We start from the raw sequence: 16,130 nt of genomic DNA on the forward strand, positions 1-16,130 counted from the left end.
CCACCACCCCCAGCGCCAGTTCCCTAGAGCAGGCCGAAGCCGCCCTGCTGCGCATTTTTCTGCATGCTGCTAACTACCGCGACGAGATTTGTCAGGTGCTCGAAGACCGCGATCTGCAGTTTAGCTACTCTCACCACCGCGCGCTGTGGCGGCAGATGCAGCGCCTGCTAGCTGAAATCGAAGATTCTCGTGTTGATTTGGTCAGTCTGCTGCGCAATCATCTAGCCGATACGGGGCTGGCCACCACACCGCTGCAAGCCCTGCTGCACCTGAGCGAAAAGACCAAGCGCGACGTGCTCCGCGCCTCTTTGGTCATTCGCGCCGCCGCCGCCTGCATGGAAAAAAACCTCTGCGAAAAGCGCTACCGCCACTTTCTCGCCCTTTGGGAAAAGACCGACTGCACCTCTGCCCCCGACCAGTTTGCCGAGTACCAGCGCCAGATCTACGCTGAAAAGCGCCGCATAGAGGTGCTCGAAAAAGATCGCCAGGTCACCTTCGAAGATCTGGCTACCATGCCCTGGGTCGGCGAACAGTACGACTCCCTCGATCGGTAGTTCGACGTTTAATGGTGAGCAGTGCCTACCCTACGGTGGTTCAAATTAATGGCCGAGAAGGACAGGTTACTTCGCAGAACAAAGGTTTAAACCGACGATCGGCCAATCTTTTCCGTTGGGTCCAGGGCGGCGGAACGGCCCTGGACGACGGGGTCTGGGGGCAATCGGAACGCCCCCAGCGGCAGGTTTGGCTTTAATAACCCAAGATTCTGGTGGACATACAGGGTTCTTGGCCAAAGATAACGATGCATCGCCACACAAATTTATCCTGCAGGTTGGCTTAAAAAGCATCCTGGTAGATAGCGTAGAAATCTTTCTCCGTAACGGGTTTAGGATTCAGCGGATGACAGCCATCCTTGATCGCCACGGCCACCAACGGAGCAAGATCATCCGGCTTGACTCCCAATGCACCTAGCGATACCGGAATACCAATGGAGTGAGACAGCGCCACAATCCAATCCACAAACTCCTGCCCGTCCGTCGCCCCTGGCTTCACTACCCTGGCCATCCGCAGAAATCGCTCTGGCGCTGCTGTAAGGTTAAACCGCATCGCTGCTGGCAGCATGATGCCATTTGCCAGCCCGTGGTGCGTGTTATACACCGTTGACAGCGCATGGGCACAAGAGTGAGTTACGCCCAGCCCCTTCTGGAATGCGATCGCGCCCATCATCGACGCATTTAGCATTCCTCCCCTGGCTGCCAAGTGCGCTGCCGCTGTCGCCTCTTCAAAGCTCTCCCCCGCCCGTAACCGCTCGGCAAACCCCACGCAATCCTTTAAATTCTGCGCCACTAGGTGAATGCCCTCTAGCGCTATGCCGTCACAGAGCGGGTTGAATCCCTTCGCCAAAAACGCCTCGATTAGGTGCGTCAACGCATCCATCCCCGTCGCGGCGGTAATTTTGGCGGGCAGCCCCAGCAGCAGTTCTGGGTCAGCCAGCACCACCTTTGGCAACAGCTGCGGGTCGAACACAATCTTCTTCGCGTGGGTATCATCGTCCGAAATTACGGCGCTGCGACCCACTTCGCTGCCGGTACCTGCCGTAGTTGGCAGGGCGACAATAGGGGGGATGGGTTGATCAATAGGGCGAGTGCTAGCCCCATCTTCGTAGTCGAACAGGTGACCGGGGTGGTTGGCCATCAGGGCGATCGCCTTTGCTACATCCATCGGCGCACCGCCCCCCACCGCTACAATGCCGTCGGCTCCGCTGGCCTGCCAGGCGTTAATTCCGGCATTAACTTGGGAAACCACTGGGTTGCCCCAGACACCGCTGAAGGTGGCGGCATCAAAAGTTGCAAGGGTGGCTTCTAGCTCGGGGAACCAGGGGAGTTGAGCGACATCTTTATCGGTGACGATCAGGACTCGCGTGATGCCCATAGCCGTGAGCTCGGCAACAAGTTCTGCCCGCGCCCCTGGCCCAAAGCGAATGCGGGTAGGGAAGTTGTAGGTATGAATAGAAGACATTGAGAATTACGCCCTTGAAAGGAGGAACCGTAGGGTGCATCCGTGCAGCGATGCACCGGTGTTTTGGCTAAAAACCCTGCGTGTTTACCAGAATCTTGGGGCAAGGCCAAACCTGCCGCTGGGGGCGTTCCGATTGCCCCCAGACCCCGTCGTCCAGGGCCGTTCCGCCGCCCTGGACCCAGCGGAAAGGACTAGTCGATCATCGGTTTAAACTCCTGTTTTGCGAAGTAGTTTGTCCTGCTCTGCGATTAACGTAAGCAACCGTAGGGTGGGCACTGCCCACCATTCACCTCGGCCACCCAGCGATATCTCAACCGCAGATAGCCCATTAGGGCGAACGACGGTTCGCCTCTGCGAGACTAAATGTTCACGTACTGGTTCATCTCCCAGGCGGTAATCTGAGCGTTGAAGGCGTCCCATTCCTTCGCTTTCATTTCGAGGAAGGTTTTGGCTCCGAGTTCGCCCATCATCTCCATCAGTAGGGGGTCTTGTTTGAGAGCAGCCATGGCTTCGTAGAGGTTGTGGGGCAGGGTTTGCAGGTTGGGGAATTCGTCGCCGCGGGCAAACAGGTTTTCGTCGATGCGATCGCCTGGGTCGGCCTGGGTCTGGACGCCTTCGAGACCGGCGGTGAGAATGCCTGCGGTGGCCAGGTAGAGGTTGACGGCTCCGTCGATCATGCGGCACTCGAAGCGGCCTGTATCGGGAATGCGAACCAGGTGAGAGCGGTTGTTGCCGCCGTAGGAGATGTAGCGGGGGCTCCAGGTGCTGCCGGAGGTGGTGCTGCTGGCCCCCAATCGCCGGTAGGAGTTGACTGTGGGGGCGCAGAGGGCTGCTAGCCCTTTACCGTGGGCGAGCACACCGCCTAAAAAGTTGTAGCCAATGGGCGAAAGGCCGCCGCTGTCGGCACCGTCGGCAAAGGCGTTGGTATCGCCCTGCCACAGGCTGTTGTGGACGTGGCCGCCGTTGCCGGTGATGTGGCTGAAGGGCTTGGGCATAAAGGTGGCAACAAAGCCGCGCTGCTCGGCCAGAGTTTTGACCATGTACTTGAAGAAGACGTGGCGATCGCAGGTCGTTTTAGCATCGCTGTAGGTCCAGTTCAGCTCAAACTGGCCGTTGGCGTCTTCGTGGTCGCACTGGTAAGGCCCCCAGCCCAGGTCTTCCATGTAGGTAACTACGGTGGAAATCAGGTCAAACTGGCGCATCAGGTTGAGTTGGTCGTAGCAGGGGCGCTCGGCGGTGTCTTTGGGGTCGGCAATTTCGTACCCTGTCTCGGTCTGGCGCAGCAAAAAGAACTCGGCTTCTACCCCGGTTTTGAGGGTGTAGCCCAGCGACGCGGCCTGATCGATCACCCGGTTCAGCATCATCCGGGGCGCAGCGGGAAAGGGTTCGCCCTCGTAGTACACGTCGCTAGCTACCCAGCCCACAGTCGGCTCCCAGGGCAGCTGAATCAGCGAGTCGGGGTCGGGCACGGCGGCAATTTCTGCCGCCTCTGGCCCTAGGCCCAGGTTGGAGGCAAACGAGCAGAAAAATGCGCCATCTTTTTCGACTGGGGCAATCTGCGAGGCGGGTACCAACTTGGCCCGTGTGCCTCCCAGCAAATCGGTGTAGGAGACTAAGAAAAACTTGATGCCGAGGGCCTTGGCCCTTTCTGCCAGGCTCTGAACCTGGGTCAACATGCCGACCATAGAACGACTCCGGGAGTTTCAGCTTAGTAAAACAGGCTGACGAAGTCGCTTTTGTAGCTGTAGATACGGCACCTAAATCTGAGATTCCACAGCCGTTTAACCAAAACGGCAGCCCCTTAAATTAACGCTCTATCGGCCCTAATAAGGTTGAAGTGGCAACACAACGGCCCCACCGCCACGGCACTAACTCTGCCCCAGGGCAGAGGAATAACCCCGCCCTTTAGCGGAACAACCTGGGTCAGAGCACGAATAACCTGTAAGTAAGGCTACCTGGAAGCGGTCAACCTTCAGTCCCAGGCAACGCCAGCTTTGACTCCGGATGAAAACACTTATGAACAGCGATAACGACATCAACCGAACTGGGCGAGGCGTGAATCGCAATCCTAACGCCCAATCTGGCCCCCCAGCGAGGCAGCCGATTGAATATTCTGGTCGCCCTTCTGACCGTGCAGACGCTCCAGACACAGGTGTTGGTGCCGCTGGAGCCAGTGTTGTGGGCACGGCTGTTGGCGGTATTGCCGGTGGGCCAGTGGGTGCCGTTATCGGAGCTGCCGTGGGCGCTGTAGCCGGTGGACTAGCCAATGACGGATTAACAACCGGGCACGCAGACCCTATCTTTGAGGAGAAGTACTGGCGCGACAACTACACGCACCGCCCCTACGCCAAATCGGGCTACAGCTACGACGACTACAGCCCTGCTTACCGTACTGGCTATGAAGGTTATAACCTCTACTCTAGCCAGGGGCTAAACTTCCGTCAGGCTGAACCCCACCTGCGCCGAGATTACGATCGCCACAACCAGACAGGTCGGCTCGATTGGGATCAGGCTAAACACGCCATTCAAGATGCGTGGCATCGGCTAGAGTCGGCTGTGACCGATGGTTCTACTCGACATCAGCGTTGATGCCGATCGCAGCACCGCTTTGAGGGCTGTCTGTTTAAGGTCTCCTATCGCCCATCAACCCGATTGCACCGCTGAGTCAGCCTGGCTGGTTCGGCGGTTTTGGTTTGGTGGTTTTGGTTTGGTGGTACGCGATCGCGTCCACTTACCTTTTCCAGCTTGAGGCCCTTGCTCAAGCGGCCAAGAGGATGTCTCAAGTGAATTATTTGCCAAACTCGAAAAATTCTGAGATAACTTGATATAACAAGTTTTGGCGCGCTTCTCTGGCTACCCAAACCAGGCTTGACCACTCCGGCTGAGCGAGATTGCACCCCGAGCGTACATCTGAAGGCTAGAGCACCCCATGGACATTTTGGTCGTTCAACATGTCGAAGCCGACCCCGTTGGCATTTTGGGCCGATACTTGGAGGTGAAGGGAGCCTGGCTACACACCTGGCTGGTGCCCCAGCGACCGACCCCGCCTTCGGGCCACTATGATGGCCTAATTGTGCTAGGCGGCCCTATGAACGCCTGCGAAGACGAAAACTTTCCTCACCTGGCGCGGGTAGCAGAACTCATTCGTGAGTTTTACAGCCAGGGCAAGCCAGTATTAGGTATTTGCCTGGGGGCGCAGCTGATTGCTCGGGCCTTTGGCAGCCGTGTTTACCAGAACGAGATGCCGGAGCTGGGGTTTACGCCGTTGTTTCCGGTGGCAGAGGCCGAAGAACCCTGGCTGCAAGATTTCCAACCAGGGATGCCGATGATGCAGTGGCACTTTGACACCTTCGATTTGCCTCCTGGAGCCAAGCTGCTGCTCACCAACTCGATCTGCGCTAATCAGGCCTTTCGCCTGGGTAGCCACACCTACGGTCTACAGTTTCATCCCGAAGTCACGCCTGAAATTGTGATGAACTGGATTGCCTTTAAAACTGACTGGATTGAGGCCCACTATCCCCACCTATTTGAGCAACTGCGGGATCAGTTGGTGATGCACTGGGTGCAGTCGGCTCAGTTTACCGAACGGCTGGCCAATGCCTGGTACGACCAGGTGGTGGCTTCGGCCCAAACGGTGCCGCTGCTGCGGCAGGGTTAGGCGTCAAGACCTTGCCACCGCGAGAGGATCTGGGCCTGATGGGGTAAGCAGGCACGATGTCGTTTGTCGTAATTGTCGTACTTAAGGACAAGAGGTGATGGGGTATCCCGATATCAAGCCGCTTTCTCCCGGCCTGCAGGCGCTTCAGCACAGCCTGGTGGAGCAGGGCGTTAAGTATGCCCTGGCCAGTTTTGTGGATATTCATGGCATGTGCAAGGGCAAGGTGGTGCCCCTTAGCCACTTCGATCGCATGATGCAGGGCTCTGAGCTGTTTACCGGCGCGGCCCTCGACGGGGTACCCCAAGAGATTAGCGACGACGAGGTGGGTACTATGCCAGACCCCGCCAGCGCCACGGTACTACCCTGGAACCCCGAGGTGGTGTGGTTTGCCAGCGATTTGTACCTCTCCGGCCAGCCCTTCGAGGCCTGTAGCCGCACCATTCTCAAGCGGGTGCTGGAGCAGGCGGCGGCGATGGGCTATCGGTTTAACCTGGGTATCGAGACTGAGTTCTTTATCTTAAAGGACACTGAAGATGGGTTTGGGCCGGTAAGCGATCGCGATACCCTGGCCAAGGCGGCCTACGCTATTCCTACGCTGCTCGACAATTACAAAATTCTCGATACCATCGTCAGCGCCATGAACGGGCTGGGCTGGGATGTATACTCCTTTGACCACGAAGATGCCCAGGGCCAGTTTGAGACCGACTTTACCTACTGTGACGCTCTGACCATGGCCGATCGGCTCACCTTTTTTCGGCTGATGGTCAAGGAACTGGCGCGATCGCAGGGCTACTTTGCCAGCTTTATGCCCAAGCCCTACGCCGACCAAACCGGCAGCGGTGCCCACTACAACATGTCCCTAGCCGATGTAGAAACCGGCAAAAACCTGTTCGAAGACGCCAGCGACCCCTGCGGCCTTTCGAAGCTGGGCTACCAGTTTATTGCCGGAGTGCTGCGGCACGCTAAGGCGATCGTGGCGGTCACCTGCCCCACGGTCAACAGCTACAAACGGCTGGTGCGCCAGGGCAGCATGTCGGGCTTTACCTGGGCTCCGGTGTATGTGTGCTATGGCAACAACAACCGCACCAACATGCTACGCATTCCCATGGGGGGAGGTCGGGTTGAGTGCCGCGCCGCCGACATTTCGACCAATCTGTACCTGGGGGCGGCGATGATTTTGGCTGCCGGGCTAGAGGGCATTCGCGAAGGGCTAGACCCTGGCTCGCCCCACCGCGAAAATATGTACACCTATTCGCTGGCGGAACTAAAGGCGATGGGTATTGATACCCTGCCCCGCACCCTGGGCGAAGCCGTAGCGGCCTTTGCCGCCGACCCCCTCAGCGAGGCTGTCATGGGGCCTTTGATGTATAAAACCTACATCGACTTCAAAACCCAGGAGTGGGAAGAGTACCACAGCCACATTTCCGATTGGGAGATACAGCGCTACCTGAAGTTTTTCTAGCGGTGACCAAACAAGCCTGAATTGAGGAGAAAAACCATCAAAACCTGCTTTAAGTTGCCTGTCTTCAACCAGGTTTCACCTGACTAAATTTTGGTATTAATCTAGTCAACTTGTTCAATATTGGTGGTCAAACTAGAGCATGCTACAAATATTACCGGGCCGGTGGAATGAAGCTAAGGGCTCTGCGGGTTAATGGTGGACCCGGTTAGCCAGGTTTTGGCTTCGCTCAACCTTCAGCGATCGAGGGCTAAGCAAAGTCGAAGCCCGATCGGCAGGTTCCTTATTTTCTTGCGAGTCCCTAACCGTAGTTTGCTATCTACGCGGTCGTGTTTGGAAGGAAAACTATGGTAGACATTAGGATTTTTAATGACTTGAGACCCAATCCCGAAGATTTTATAAATAGGCCGTGTAGTCTCAAGAATTAATATGTATCTCAGCTTATGTAAATGAAGAACGTGGTAAAAAATACACATGGTCAATCATTTACTACAGCCAATGGCCCACGTCCTGGATAGGCGTCATCGACAGCAGCGATGGCTGGCTCTAGGGGGGATTAGTATTTTTACGGTGGTTTCGGTAACCTTTGCGGCCAGAGCCTTGCCCGTACGGGTCGATCGAGGGCTGCTGGTGCGTCAGCTACAGGGTGAAGTAACGATGCTGCGAACGGGTAGTGCAGCCCCGGCAGCCCAGGGTGCTCGACTCAGTGCGGTAGGCGATGGGTTGCGCACGGGCAGGCGATCGGCGGCGGTCTTAGAGGTAGACACAGATGTGGGTTTTTTGGATGTTTCTGAGCAGACTGAGCTACGCATTCGCACTCTAGAAATGGCCCCTGACGGTGGACGCATTACCCACCTCAACGTACCGCGAGGGCAAGTGCGCACGCGGCTACGTCGCTTTACCAATCAAGGGTCGCAGTTTGAAATTGAAACCCCGGCTGGTATTAGCGGAGTGCGCGGCACCGAGTTTGGCGTCAGCGTTCAGGAAGATGGCAAAACCGGTATTGCTACTCTTACCGGGGCGGTAGATACGATCGCCGTGGGCGAAACTGTGGCGGTGCCAGCCGGCTTTCAAAACCTGATTTGGCCGGGCGAACCGCCTACCCAGCCGGTGCCCCTGCGCGATGATCCAGGTTTGGAGTATGATCGGCAGGTCATTTTTGAGAACAATACCCGCTACGTTACGTTGATTGGCCGGGTTGACCCGGTAAATACAGTGTTTGTGGATGGAGCCCCCCAAACTGTCGATCGCCAAGGTGAATTTCGCATTACCCGTTTGGCGACATCGCGGTTGCGAGTCGAGGTTGTAGTTATCACTCCCCTTGGCCGCCAGGAACTCCATGAGATTTATCTCCTCTAGCCTATTTAGGCGAGGGCTAGAATCACTGCTGACCGTAAGCTTTGCTGGCCTTCTAGTTTTGAGTGTAAGCGAGCTAGGCCTGCTGCTGCCTCTAGTGCAGGCTGAGTACAGGCTGCGCTTTCGCCTGCGAGGAGAGCGCCCTTGGAGTGACCAGGTGGTGCTAATTGCCATTGATGAGGCTAGCCTGGATGCCCTTGGGGCCTTTCCCTGGTCGCGGCGGCGTTATGCCGAGCTGCTGCAACAGTTGCAAACCGCGCCGCCCCAGGTGATTGTGTTTGACCTCCTGTTTAGCGACAGCAGCCCCGACGATGGCATGTTTGCTGAGGCGATCGCCGCTTACCCCGCCGTCATTCTGGCCTCTGCCTGGAACCGCGACGGGCAGCCTCTAGGGCCAACCCCCACCCTGGCGACGGCTGCTTTAGCCAGCGGCCACATCCTGCAGCCGCGCCAGGGTGGCTATATTCACAGCGTTGAGCCCCTGATAGGCGGCCAGCCCGCTCTGGCGGTAGCTACAGCAGAAGCGCTCAGTTTGACGCAGCAGGTGGTGCCACTGCCTCCGCTCGATCGCCCCCTTTGGGTCAACTGGCCTGGAACCGCCGCCGCTTTGCCCACCTACTCATTTGTTGAGGTGCTCGAAGGTCGATTGCCGCCCCAGGCCTTTGAGGGCAAAGTGGTATTAATTGGAGCCACTGCCCTGGGCTTAGACGATTGGGCAACTCCCTTTAACACCGACCCGCCTGCCAGCGGCGTGTACTTACATGGGGCGCTAATTGATAATCTGCTCCATCAGCGCTGGCTAAGGCCCACCAGCAGGGGCTGGGTCACGGCACTGGTGCTGGGTTTATGGGGAGCCTGTCAATCCGGGGACGTGGTGCGAGGTGGTTCCCAATTGCGGCGTGAGCTGCTGTATCGGCAGGGGGTACTGGTCGGTGGTCTGCTAGCGGCCTGGTGGGGGCTAGCTCTGGCGCTGTTTGGGGTTAACCTCTGGCTGCCGGTGGTGGGCCCTGCCCTGGTCATCGGTACGGCAGGGGGCTTGAGCATTAGTCAGCAGCTGGTGCGACAAAATCGCTGGCTACAGCAAGTAACAACAAGTTTGCGACACCGCCACGGCCCAACGCTGGTGCTACCCAGGGTCGATAGTTCCCCTGCTACTTGGGATGAGAATGGACCAGTAGGCTCGCCCAATCTCACCTCAGAAGTGGCTCAACTGGTCGACCTGACCCAGCAGTTGGGGCGATCGCAGGCCATTCAGGCGGCCATCGCCCGCAGCCTGCCCCTGGCCCTGGTGGCCGCGGCGGCGGATGGCACCGTGTGGTTTGCTAACCCCCTAGCCACCGAATGGTTAGGGATAGCGGCACACAACAACCTCAACACCAGCGCCCTGGCCGACTGGTTTGATCCAGGTATCTGGCAAGCGCTGTGGTCACGGGTAACCCAGGGACAGCCGGTGCCCACTCAGGTGCGGCACGATCCGCAAGCCCTATCCCAGGGTCGCTGGTATGAGCTGCGCTTAGAACCGTTAGCCGCCGATGCTAACCGGCTGGCCGACTGGCCCCAGGGCGCAATCGTGCTGATCGAAGACATTACCTACCGCCAGCATATAGAGAGCGAGCTACGGCGGCTCAACGAAAGCCTGGAAGACCAGGTGCAGGTGCGCACCCGGCAGCTAGAGCAGCTCAACCTGTCGCTGCATGAGCAAATTGCCGAGCGGCAGCAGGCCCAAAACCAGCTCGCCTATGAGGCTCTGCACGATGCGCTGACGGGGTTGCCCAATCGCCGCCAGTTTCTCAATCACCTCAGCGCTCAGCTGAGGCAGCCCGAGAGTGACCTGTTCGCGGTGCTGTTTTTAGACTGCGATCGCTTTAAGCTGATCAACGACTCCTTTGGTCACGGGGTGGGCGATGAGTTGCTGAAACGGGTGGCGACCATTGTGCAAGAATGCGTACGCCCCACCGATGTAGTGGCCCGTTTTGGCGGCGATGAGTTTACCGTTTTGCTAACGACGCTCGACCAGGTAGACGACGCGATCGCGGTGGCCCAGCGCATACGTCAACGCTTTGCCGAGGCGCTGCACATTCAAGGGCACCAGCTCTTCACCAACACCAGCATTGGCATTGTGATAGCCGGTCCCCAGTACCGCCACCCCGACGAGCTGCTGCGCGACGCCGATACAGCCATGTACCAGGCTAAAGTTGACGGGTCGGGCTACGCCCTGTTTGAACCCGGTATGCACTTGGATGTGAGGCGATCGCTACAGCTTGAAACCTCCCTGCGGCTGGCCCTAGATCGGCAAGAATTTCAGCTCCATTACCAGCCAATCGTAAACCTCGCCACCCAGCAGATGATCGGCTGCGAAGCTCTACTGCGTTGGCTGCATCCCGACCGGGGGCTGCTGCTACCCAGCGAATTTTTAGCCCTTGCCGAAAGCTCTGGACTGATGCTGCCCATTGGCAGCTGGGTGCTGCAAGAGGCCTGTAACCAAATGCAGCGCTGGCGTCGCCGCAGCCTGGTTGCCTTGGACGCAGTCGTAAGCGTCAATTTGTCAGCCACTCAGCTTTTGCAGCCCAACTTAGTTGCTATCGTTAACAACATTTTGGCCGCCAGCGGTTTACCCTCCGCTAACCTCAAGCTCGAAATCACTGAAACCGTAGTCATGGAAAACCCAGACCAGGCGGTGCAAATGATTCAGGCGCTGCGCGATCGCGGCATTCGCCTCAGCATCGATGACTTTGGTACCGGCTATTCGTCATTGGGCTACCTGCAACAGCTGCCAGTCGATATTCTCAAAGTCGATCGCAGCTTCATTGTTGATATCCACCACAGCCCTCAGCAGTACGGCATTGTAGACGCCATTATTCGCCTCGCCGCCCACCTCAACATTCAGGTCATTGCCGAAGGCATCGAGCAGTTTCCTCAACTTGAGGCACTCAAACAACTAGGGTGTGAGTTTGGCCAAGGGCACCTGTTTGCGCGCCCGCTCAGCGTGAGCCAGTTTAGTCAATATTTACGGAGAAATGGTGGAGGTATGGTGAGGTGAGGGTGGTCTCTCTGTCCCTAAACAAACCGATTTGGCTGGAATTTTCTGCTAATTTGAGGACTTTGCTATCTTCCTTAGTACTGTCCTAGCCCCACAAAAACGGTGCAATGCACTTTCCGTCTCTTTGGCTGTCCGCATGGATGATACAGGCTAGGGTGCGATCATTAACAACCTATAGGCAAGGATCATGCGGAAGGATGCGGCTATTAGTGCACCTGAAAAATGGCGGTGAATTGACAGTGCGACTTTTCAATGGATAGTACAATCAGCGTAAATAAACGCTAAAACCCCCCATTTCTGGAGGGTTTCAAGCTATCGGAGCGGCGGGATTTGAACCCACGACCCCCACTACCCCAAAGTGGTGCGCTACCAAGCTGCGCTACGCCCCGGTCTTTTCCATTTGTGCTTGACTAGCATAGCACAGTAGAGGCATACACCTGAGCAATCTCCCATGAAATTTTTAGGCTGGCTAAAACAGCGTTAGGTGACCAATAGCTTGAATCAGTTGCTGGGTTGACTCCGTCTCCCACATTCCTTCGCAGCGGCGACCTGAGTTAAGGATGAACCGTAGATTGTAGGCTTGGGGAAAGCCCTCCGCCTCCAGCCATAGGCTAGCGGCTTCAGCTTCGCAGACAATGCGTTCCTCCTCCATCAGTTCAGCGGCGATCGCAGCCATAGTTTCTTTGAGTTCCAAGGCTAGGCGGCAAAAGGTTTGAAACTCATCATTGGTCAGTTCGATGGCCCATTCATAACCTGCCAGTAGTCCACAATAAGGGATGGCGGCTGGATCCCAACCCAGCCGCCATCCCTGACCTTCCTGAATAAATTTAGTAAACTGCTCACTCATTGGTCCAGGCGAGTTAGAGCTTGACTATTCCCCAATGATTTCGGGTTGGGTGAGTTCGTCAGACATTTCAATAATGGCCCGCAACACCGGCTTCATCTTGGGGTCTTCATAGTTCTCAAAATCTTCAAAGCGCCGCCGTTGCGCTCGGTTAGCTACCTGGACAGTAATTCGGTAGCGGTTTGAGGCAGCCCGAATCAGATCTTCGGTGCGTCGCATAACTTGAGTGCTGTCAAAAGGGGAACGCTTAGCCATAACAACCTGAATAAAAGGCCCAGGTTCCAATAGTAACAAGAATTCTAAGGACTAACCCAATGGTTGATCTGAGAACTGTTCCCGCAGCGGTTTTTGGCCAATCCCGTTTCAGAGTCGCTGAGGACTAGGGGCTGTCAGCTTAAAACTTGGGATCTTGGCTACTGCTGGCGACGTCTCTGCATTACACGGATCCCAAAAATAAGCTTGACAGGCCACTAGTTTTGCAAGCGATGCTTCAACCGTTGTGGTTCGCCTTCGTCAAGCACTTGCCCTGCCTCTAACAAAAAAGCTCGATCGCAGTAGTCCAGCTCTACCAACCTATGGGTAACCCACAGCGCAGTCAATCCACGCTCTTTGACCAATTCTCGCACCCGCTTAACTAAGTCAATTTGACTATCAGGATCGAGCAGGGCTGTGGGTTCATCCAGCAGCAGCACATGACAGTGACGGGCGATCGCTCCTGCGATCGCCACGCGCTGCTTTTGTCCACCACTTAAAGCGTAAATGGGCCGCCGCTTCAGCTCTAACAAGTTGATCGCGGCTAAAGCGTCATCCACTCGGTTGCGAATCTCTGCTAAAGGAAGGTGCTCATCAACCAGCCCAAAAGCCACATCGGCCCCCACCGTAGGCATTACTAACTGGTGATCAGGGTTTTGAAACACAAACCCCACTGGTTTTTCAATTGACCACTCCCCAGCCTGAGGCTGTAGTAAACCCCCCAAGATCTTTAGCAGTGTCGATTTGCCGCTGCCGTTATTGCCTAGCAACATACAAAACTCGCCAGGCTGAACGGTCAATGAACAGCCCTTTAGCACGGTCTGCCCAGACGGCCATTGAAACTGCAAATTACTAACCCTAATAGCCTTAGAATTCTTGACCGTCACAATATCGCCAGGCAATAACTTAAGTTCTCTACAAGCGGCCGTTACTGATCGCTACTGAGCGCAAAGAAGCCAGGGGGGCGTCCCGATGCAGTAGCTGTACCGCTCTTCTCAAAAATTTGAACGGCTGCTATCTCACTGCCCAAAACGCTGATGCGCTTGTGAGGTTGCTGATCACAGGCCACTTCAACCAGTTGTCCGCTACCGCTACGCAGACCCTCTGTCAGTGAGTTATAGAGCGCCTCTGCCTCGCCCTGTTCTTTCTTTTGCACAGAGAGAGGCATAGCTGTGTGCTTCAACGTCAACTCAATCGTGAACATAATTGAATGGTACTCAATAAATTATAGGGAATCAGACGGCTTTCCCGAAGCTCGCCCTTCTATATATAAAGTGTAAAGGGTTGGCATCATATATCTACAGCTCAGCTCAGCTATCTAGCTGAGCCTTTTGATTAGGCGGTAGAAGCTCCGTAAATCAAGCCTCAGCAAAGGAAGAACGCTGAGCTAAAGTTAGGCAAAATTCACCCTACGGGAATAAGCAAAAATGCTTATCAGAATCCCTGAAACCCAAAGATAATCTAGGTTTTCAGACCAACTCTTCTGAAAATACCCCCTATAATGATAGCTACGGTAAAGAATAGTAAACATTACTCATAATTTCGGGACGACTGACTTGACCTTTTGTCAATGGTCTGACCCGAGCTTGGAGTAATCGCCATCATCTTCCGTGTATATACCTTGTCGTTAAATAATTACGGAGATTAGCGTATGACCATAGCAATGGGACGCGCGCAAGCCCAGCGAGGATGGTTCGACATCCTAGACGACTGGCTAAAGCGCGATCGCTTTGTATTTATCGGCTGGTCCGGGATTCTGCTGTTCCCCTGCGCCTTCATGGCCGTTGGGGGCTGGCTAACCGGCACCACCTTTGTCACCTCCTGGTACACCCACGGCCTCGCGTCGTCGTACCTAGAAGGTGCCAACTTTTTGACTGTAGCTGTGTCCACCCCAGCCGCTAGCCTGGGCCACTCCCTGCTACTGCTGTGGGGACCCGAAGCCCAGGGCGACTTTGTGCGCTGGTGCCAACTGGGCGGATTGTGGGCCTTTGTGGCCCTGCACGGAGCTTTTGGCCTGATTGGCTTTATGCTGCGTCAGTTCGAAGTGGCTCGTCTGGTCGGCCTGCGGCCCTACAACGCCATCGCCTTCTCGGCCCCGATTGCGGTATTTGTCAGCGTCTTTCTGATGTACCCCTTGGGCCAGTCGAGCTGGTTTTTCGCCCCTAGCTTTGGGGTAGCGGCCATCTTCCGCTTTCTGCTGTTCTTCCAAGGCTTCCACAACTGGACCCTCAACCCCTTCCATATGATGGGCGTAGCGGGTGTTCTAGGTGGAGCGCTGCTGTGCGCCATTCATGGTGCCACCGTAGAGAACACGCTGTTCAAAGACGGCGAGAACGCCAACACTTTCCGCGCCTTCGAGCCGACCCAGGCTGAAGAGACCTACTCGATGGTGACAGCTAACCGATTCTGGTCACAGATTTTCGGTATTGCGTTTTCCAACAAGCGCTGGCTGCACTTCTTCATGCTGTTTGTGCCGGTCACCGGTCTGTGGATGAGTGCGGTAGGTGTTGTAGGTCTAGGATTGAACCTGCGGGCTTACGACTTTGTGTCGCAGGAAATCCGGGCGGCAGAAGACCCTGAGTTTGAGACCTTCTACACCAAGAACATCTTGCTGAACGAAGGCATTCGGGCTTGGATGGCTCCGACTGACCAGCCCCATGAGAAGTTTGTATTCCCCGAAGAGGTGTTGCCTCGTGGTAACGCCCTATAAGGGATTAGCAACTGTCAGCTTGAATCAGTCAATTCAGATATTTCATAAAGAGAGGTGCCTAGCGCCTCTCTTTTTTTTGGTTAACCCTGCGTTAGTTAGATGTGCAGAATACTTTAAGGGGGTGCCTAGAAGTGGTGTAGGTGCAGCCGAAGTAACCTGGACGGGCACTCTCACTTTTAGCTGAGGCAACCCTAACCCCCCCAGCTGCTTCTAATTGCTTCTAAGCAGGAACGGCAGACGTGCTTCTGTGCTTCTCCGAGAGCGGAGTTAATTCCCTAAAGATGGCCCACTAACCAGAAGGGGCTGCCCACTCCCGCTTTCTCTCCCAAGTAAAGAATTTCTTGGGTCTGTCTGTATGAAGAATTAGAGAATAACAATTGAGGCTAAAAGCGTTGAGACGCTCCTAATCCTTGCCCGTAGCTGGGTTTGCCACGCCATCCCTGCTGTGCCGAACCCTGTTCATGACCCCAGATACGGTGTCAACAGGAAAGAATTTTCCAAAGAAGACTGGGTAGCCAGGATTTCCGTTCCCCTATGACGTTGAAACCTTTTGTAGTGCGGGGTTTTCAGCGCTCTAAACTTTTTTCAGCGGAGAGTCTTGACACTTGAGTTTAGTCTTGTTATATTAGCAAAGCGCCTAAGACAAGCGAATTGCTTTTCGAGGGTTAGTAGCGAACCTCGACAACTACATAGTCTAGAAACAAAGCCAAGGTTCCTGTCAAGGATTAAATTGGTTTAACGATAGCACGAGTGTTGTTGTTAGGTCAAGTAAGAAGACAGAATCGGATACTGAGG

12 protein-coding genes, 1 tRNA gene and 1 pseudogene are annotated in these 16,130 nt (G+C 55.6%); 7 read left to right on the plus strand and 7 right to left on the minus strand.

Features of this window, described 5'->3' with window-relative positions:
• Nucleotides 1-554 (plus strand): annotated as a pseudogene (locus IQ273_RS19815) (DNA primase); the annotation flags it as partial.
• A 280-nt stretch (nucleotides 555-834) separates the two neighbouring features.
• On the opposite strand, the gene IQ273_RS19820 reads toward IQ273_RS19815, so the two are convergent.
• Together IQ273_RS19820 and glnT (IQ273_RS19825) are read right to left on the minus strand one after the other, a co-directional pair.
• Nucleotides 835-2,016 carry an iron-containing alcohol dehydrogenase gene (locus tag IQ273_RS19820; RefSeq protein ID WP_194024893.1) on the minus strand — a complete coding sequence of 394 codons (1,182 nt, stop codon included), beginning with the start codon at nucleotides 2,014-2,016 and terminating at the stop codon, nucleotides 835-837.
• Nucleotides 2,017-2,375: 359 nt separating this feature from the next.
• A complete protein-coding gene (gene glnT / locus IQ273_RS19825) occupies nucleotides 2,376-3,701 on the minus strand; it encodes a type III glutamate--ammonia ligase (protein WP_194024894.1) in 1,326 nt (441 codons plus the stop codon).
• 331 nt (nucleotides 3,702-4,032) lie between these two features.
• On the opposite strand from glnT (IQ273_RS19825), the gene IQ273_RS19830 reads away from it, so the two are divergent.
• From IQ273_RS19830 to IQ273_RS19850, 5 genes are all read left to right on the plus strand, one after another.
• On the plus strand, nucleotides 4,033-4,605 hold the full coding sequence (locus IQ273_RS19830; RefSeq protein WP_194024895.1) for a hypothetical protein: 573 nt from the start codon (nucleotides 4,033-4,035) through the stop codon (nucleotides 4,603-4,605).
• A gap of 340 nt (nucleotides 4,606-4,945) precedes the next feature.
• A complete protein-coding gene (locus tag IQ273_RS19835) occupies nucleotides 4,946-5,674 on the plus strand; it encodes a type 1 glutamine amidotransferase (RefSeq protein WP_194024896.1) in 729 nt (242 codons plus the stop codon).
• Nucleotides 5,675-5,771: 97 nt separating this feature from the next.
• Nucleotides 5,772-7,136 (plus strand): type III glutamate--ammonia ligase, encoded by a 1,365-nt coding sequence (glnT, locus tag IQ273_RS19840; protein ID WP_194024897.1) that lies wholly within the window; start codon nucleotides 5,772-5,774, stop codon nucleotides 7,134-7,136.
• 471 nt (nucleotides 7,137-7,607) lie between these two features.
• Nucleotides 7,608-8,492 (plus strand): FecR domain-containing protein, encoded by an 885-nt coding sequence (locus IQ273_RS19845; protein WP_228053424.1) that lies wholly within the window; start codon nucleotides 7,608-7,610, stop codon nucleotides 8,490-8,492.
• Between the two features lie 58 nt (nucleotides 8,493-8,550).
• The gene (locus tag IQ273_RS19850) at nucleotides 8,551-11,529 is read left to right on the plus strand and encodes an EAL domain-containing protein (protein WP_194024899.1); all 2,979 of its coding nucleotides are present in this window, start codon (nucleotides 8,551-8,553) and stop codon (nucleotides 11,527-11,529) included.
• Nucleotides 11,530-11,844: 315 nt separating this feature from the next.
• Here the strand turns inward: IQ273_RS19850 and IQ273_RS19855 are convergent.
• The 5 genes from IQ273_RS19855 to IQ273_RS19875 all read right to left on the minus strand — a co-directional run bounded on the left by IQ273_RS19855 (nucleotide 11,845) and on the right by IQ273_RS19875 (nucleotide 13,829).
• Nucleotides 11,845-11,918 (minus strand) — tRNA-Pro (locus IQ273_RS19855).
• 80 nt (nucleotides 11,919-11,998) lie between these two features.
• Nucleotides 11,999-12,376, minus strand: coding sequence for a DUF1818 family protein (locus IQ273_RS19860; protein ID WP_194024900.1), 378 nt, complete (start codon nucleotides 12,374-12,376; stop codon nucleotides 11,999-12,001).
• Between the two features lie 24 nt (nucleotides 12,377-12,400).
• The gene (locus IQ273_RS19865) at nucleotides 12,401-12,628 is read right to left on the minus strand and encodes a DNA-directed RNA polymerase subunit omega (protein WP_073610122.1); all 228 of its coding nucleotides are present in this window, start codon (nucleotides 12,626-12,628) and stop codon (nucleotides 12,401-12,403) included.
• A gap of 215 nt (nucleotides 12,629-12,843) precedes the next feature.
• Nucleotides 12,844-13,512 carry an energy-coupling factor ABC transporter ATP-binding protein gene (locus IQ273_RS19870; RefSeq protein ID WP_194024901.1) on the minus strand — a complete coding sequence of 223 codons (669 nt, stop codon included), beginning with the start codon at nucleotides 13,510-13,512 and terminating at the stop codon, nucleotides 12,844-12,846.
• Between the two features lie 41 nt (nucleotides 13,513-13,553).
• Entirely contained in the window at nucleotides 13,554-13,829 is a 276-nt protein-coding gene (locus tag IQ273_RS19875; protein WP_194024902.1) for a hypothetical protein, read from the minus strand.
• Between the two features lie 447 nt (nucleotides 13,830-14,276).
• Between IQ273_RS19875 and psbD the strand changes: the two genes are divergently transcribed.
• Nucleotides 14,277-15,335, plus strand: a complete 1,059-nt coding sequence (gene psbD, locus IQ273_RS19880) for a photosystem II D2 protein (photosystem q(a) protein) (protein ID WP_194023483.1) — start codon at nucleotides 14,277-14,279, stop codon at nucleotides 15,333-15,335.
• The last annotated feature ends 795 nt before the right edge of the window (nucleotides 15,336-16,130 follow it).

Origin of the sequence: Nodosilinea sp. LEGE 07298 (assembly GCF_015207265.1) — a bacterium.
Taxonomy (GTDB): Bacteria; Cyanobacteriota; Cyanobacteriia; order Phormidesmidales; family Phormidesmidaceae; genus Nodosilinea.

What these genes read in the sequence shown, in the direction of transcription:
- IQ273_RS19820 (WP_194024893.1), bottom strand. Translation starts at nt 2,016, where the DNA reads ATGTCTTCTATTCATACCTACAACTTCCCTACCCGCATTCGCTTTGGG.
- glnT (WP_194024894.1), bottom strand. Translation starts at nt 3,701, where the DNA reads ATGGTCGGCATGTTGACCCAGGTTCAGAGCCTGGCAGAAAGGGCCAAG.
- IQ273_RS19830 (WP_194024895.1), top strand. Translation starts at nt 4,033, where the DNA reads ATGAACAGCGATAACGACATCAACCGAACTGGGCGAGGCGTGAATCGC.
- IQ273_RS19835 (WP_194024896.1), top strand. Translation starts at nt 4,946, where the DNA reads ATGGACATTTTGGTCGTTCAACATGTCGAAGCCGACCCCGTTGGCATT.
- glnT (WP_194024897.1), top strand. Translation starts at nt 5,772, where the DNA reads ATGGGGTATCCCGATATCAAGCCGCTTTCTCCCGGCCTGCAGGCGCTT.
- IQ273_RS19845 (WP_228053424.1), top strand. Translation starts at nt 7,608, where the DNA reads ATGGTCAATCATTTACTACAGCCAATGGCCCACGTCCTGGATAGGCGT.
- IQ273_RS19860 (WP_194024900.1), bottom strand. Translation starts at nt 12,376, where the DNA reads ATGAGTGAGCAGTTTACTAAATTTATTCAGGAAGGTCAGGGATGGCGG.
- IQ273_RS19865 (WP_073610122.1), bottom strand. Translation starts at nt 12,628, where the DNA reads ATGGCTAAGCGTTCCCCTTTTGACAGCACTCAAGTTATGCGACGCACC.
- IQ273_RS19875 (WP_194024902.1), bottom strand. Translation starts at nt 13,829, where the DNA reads ATGTTCACGATTGAGTTGACGTTGAAGCACACAGCTATGCCTCTCTCT.
- psbD (WP_194023483.1), top strand. Translation starts at nt 14,277, where the DNA reads ATGACCATAGCAATGGGACGCGCGCAAGCCCAGCGAGGATGGTTCGAC.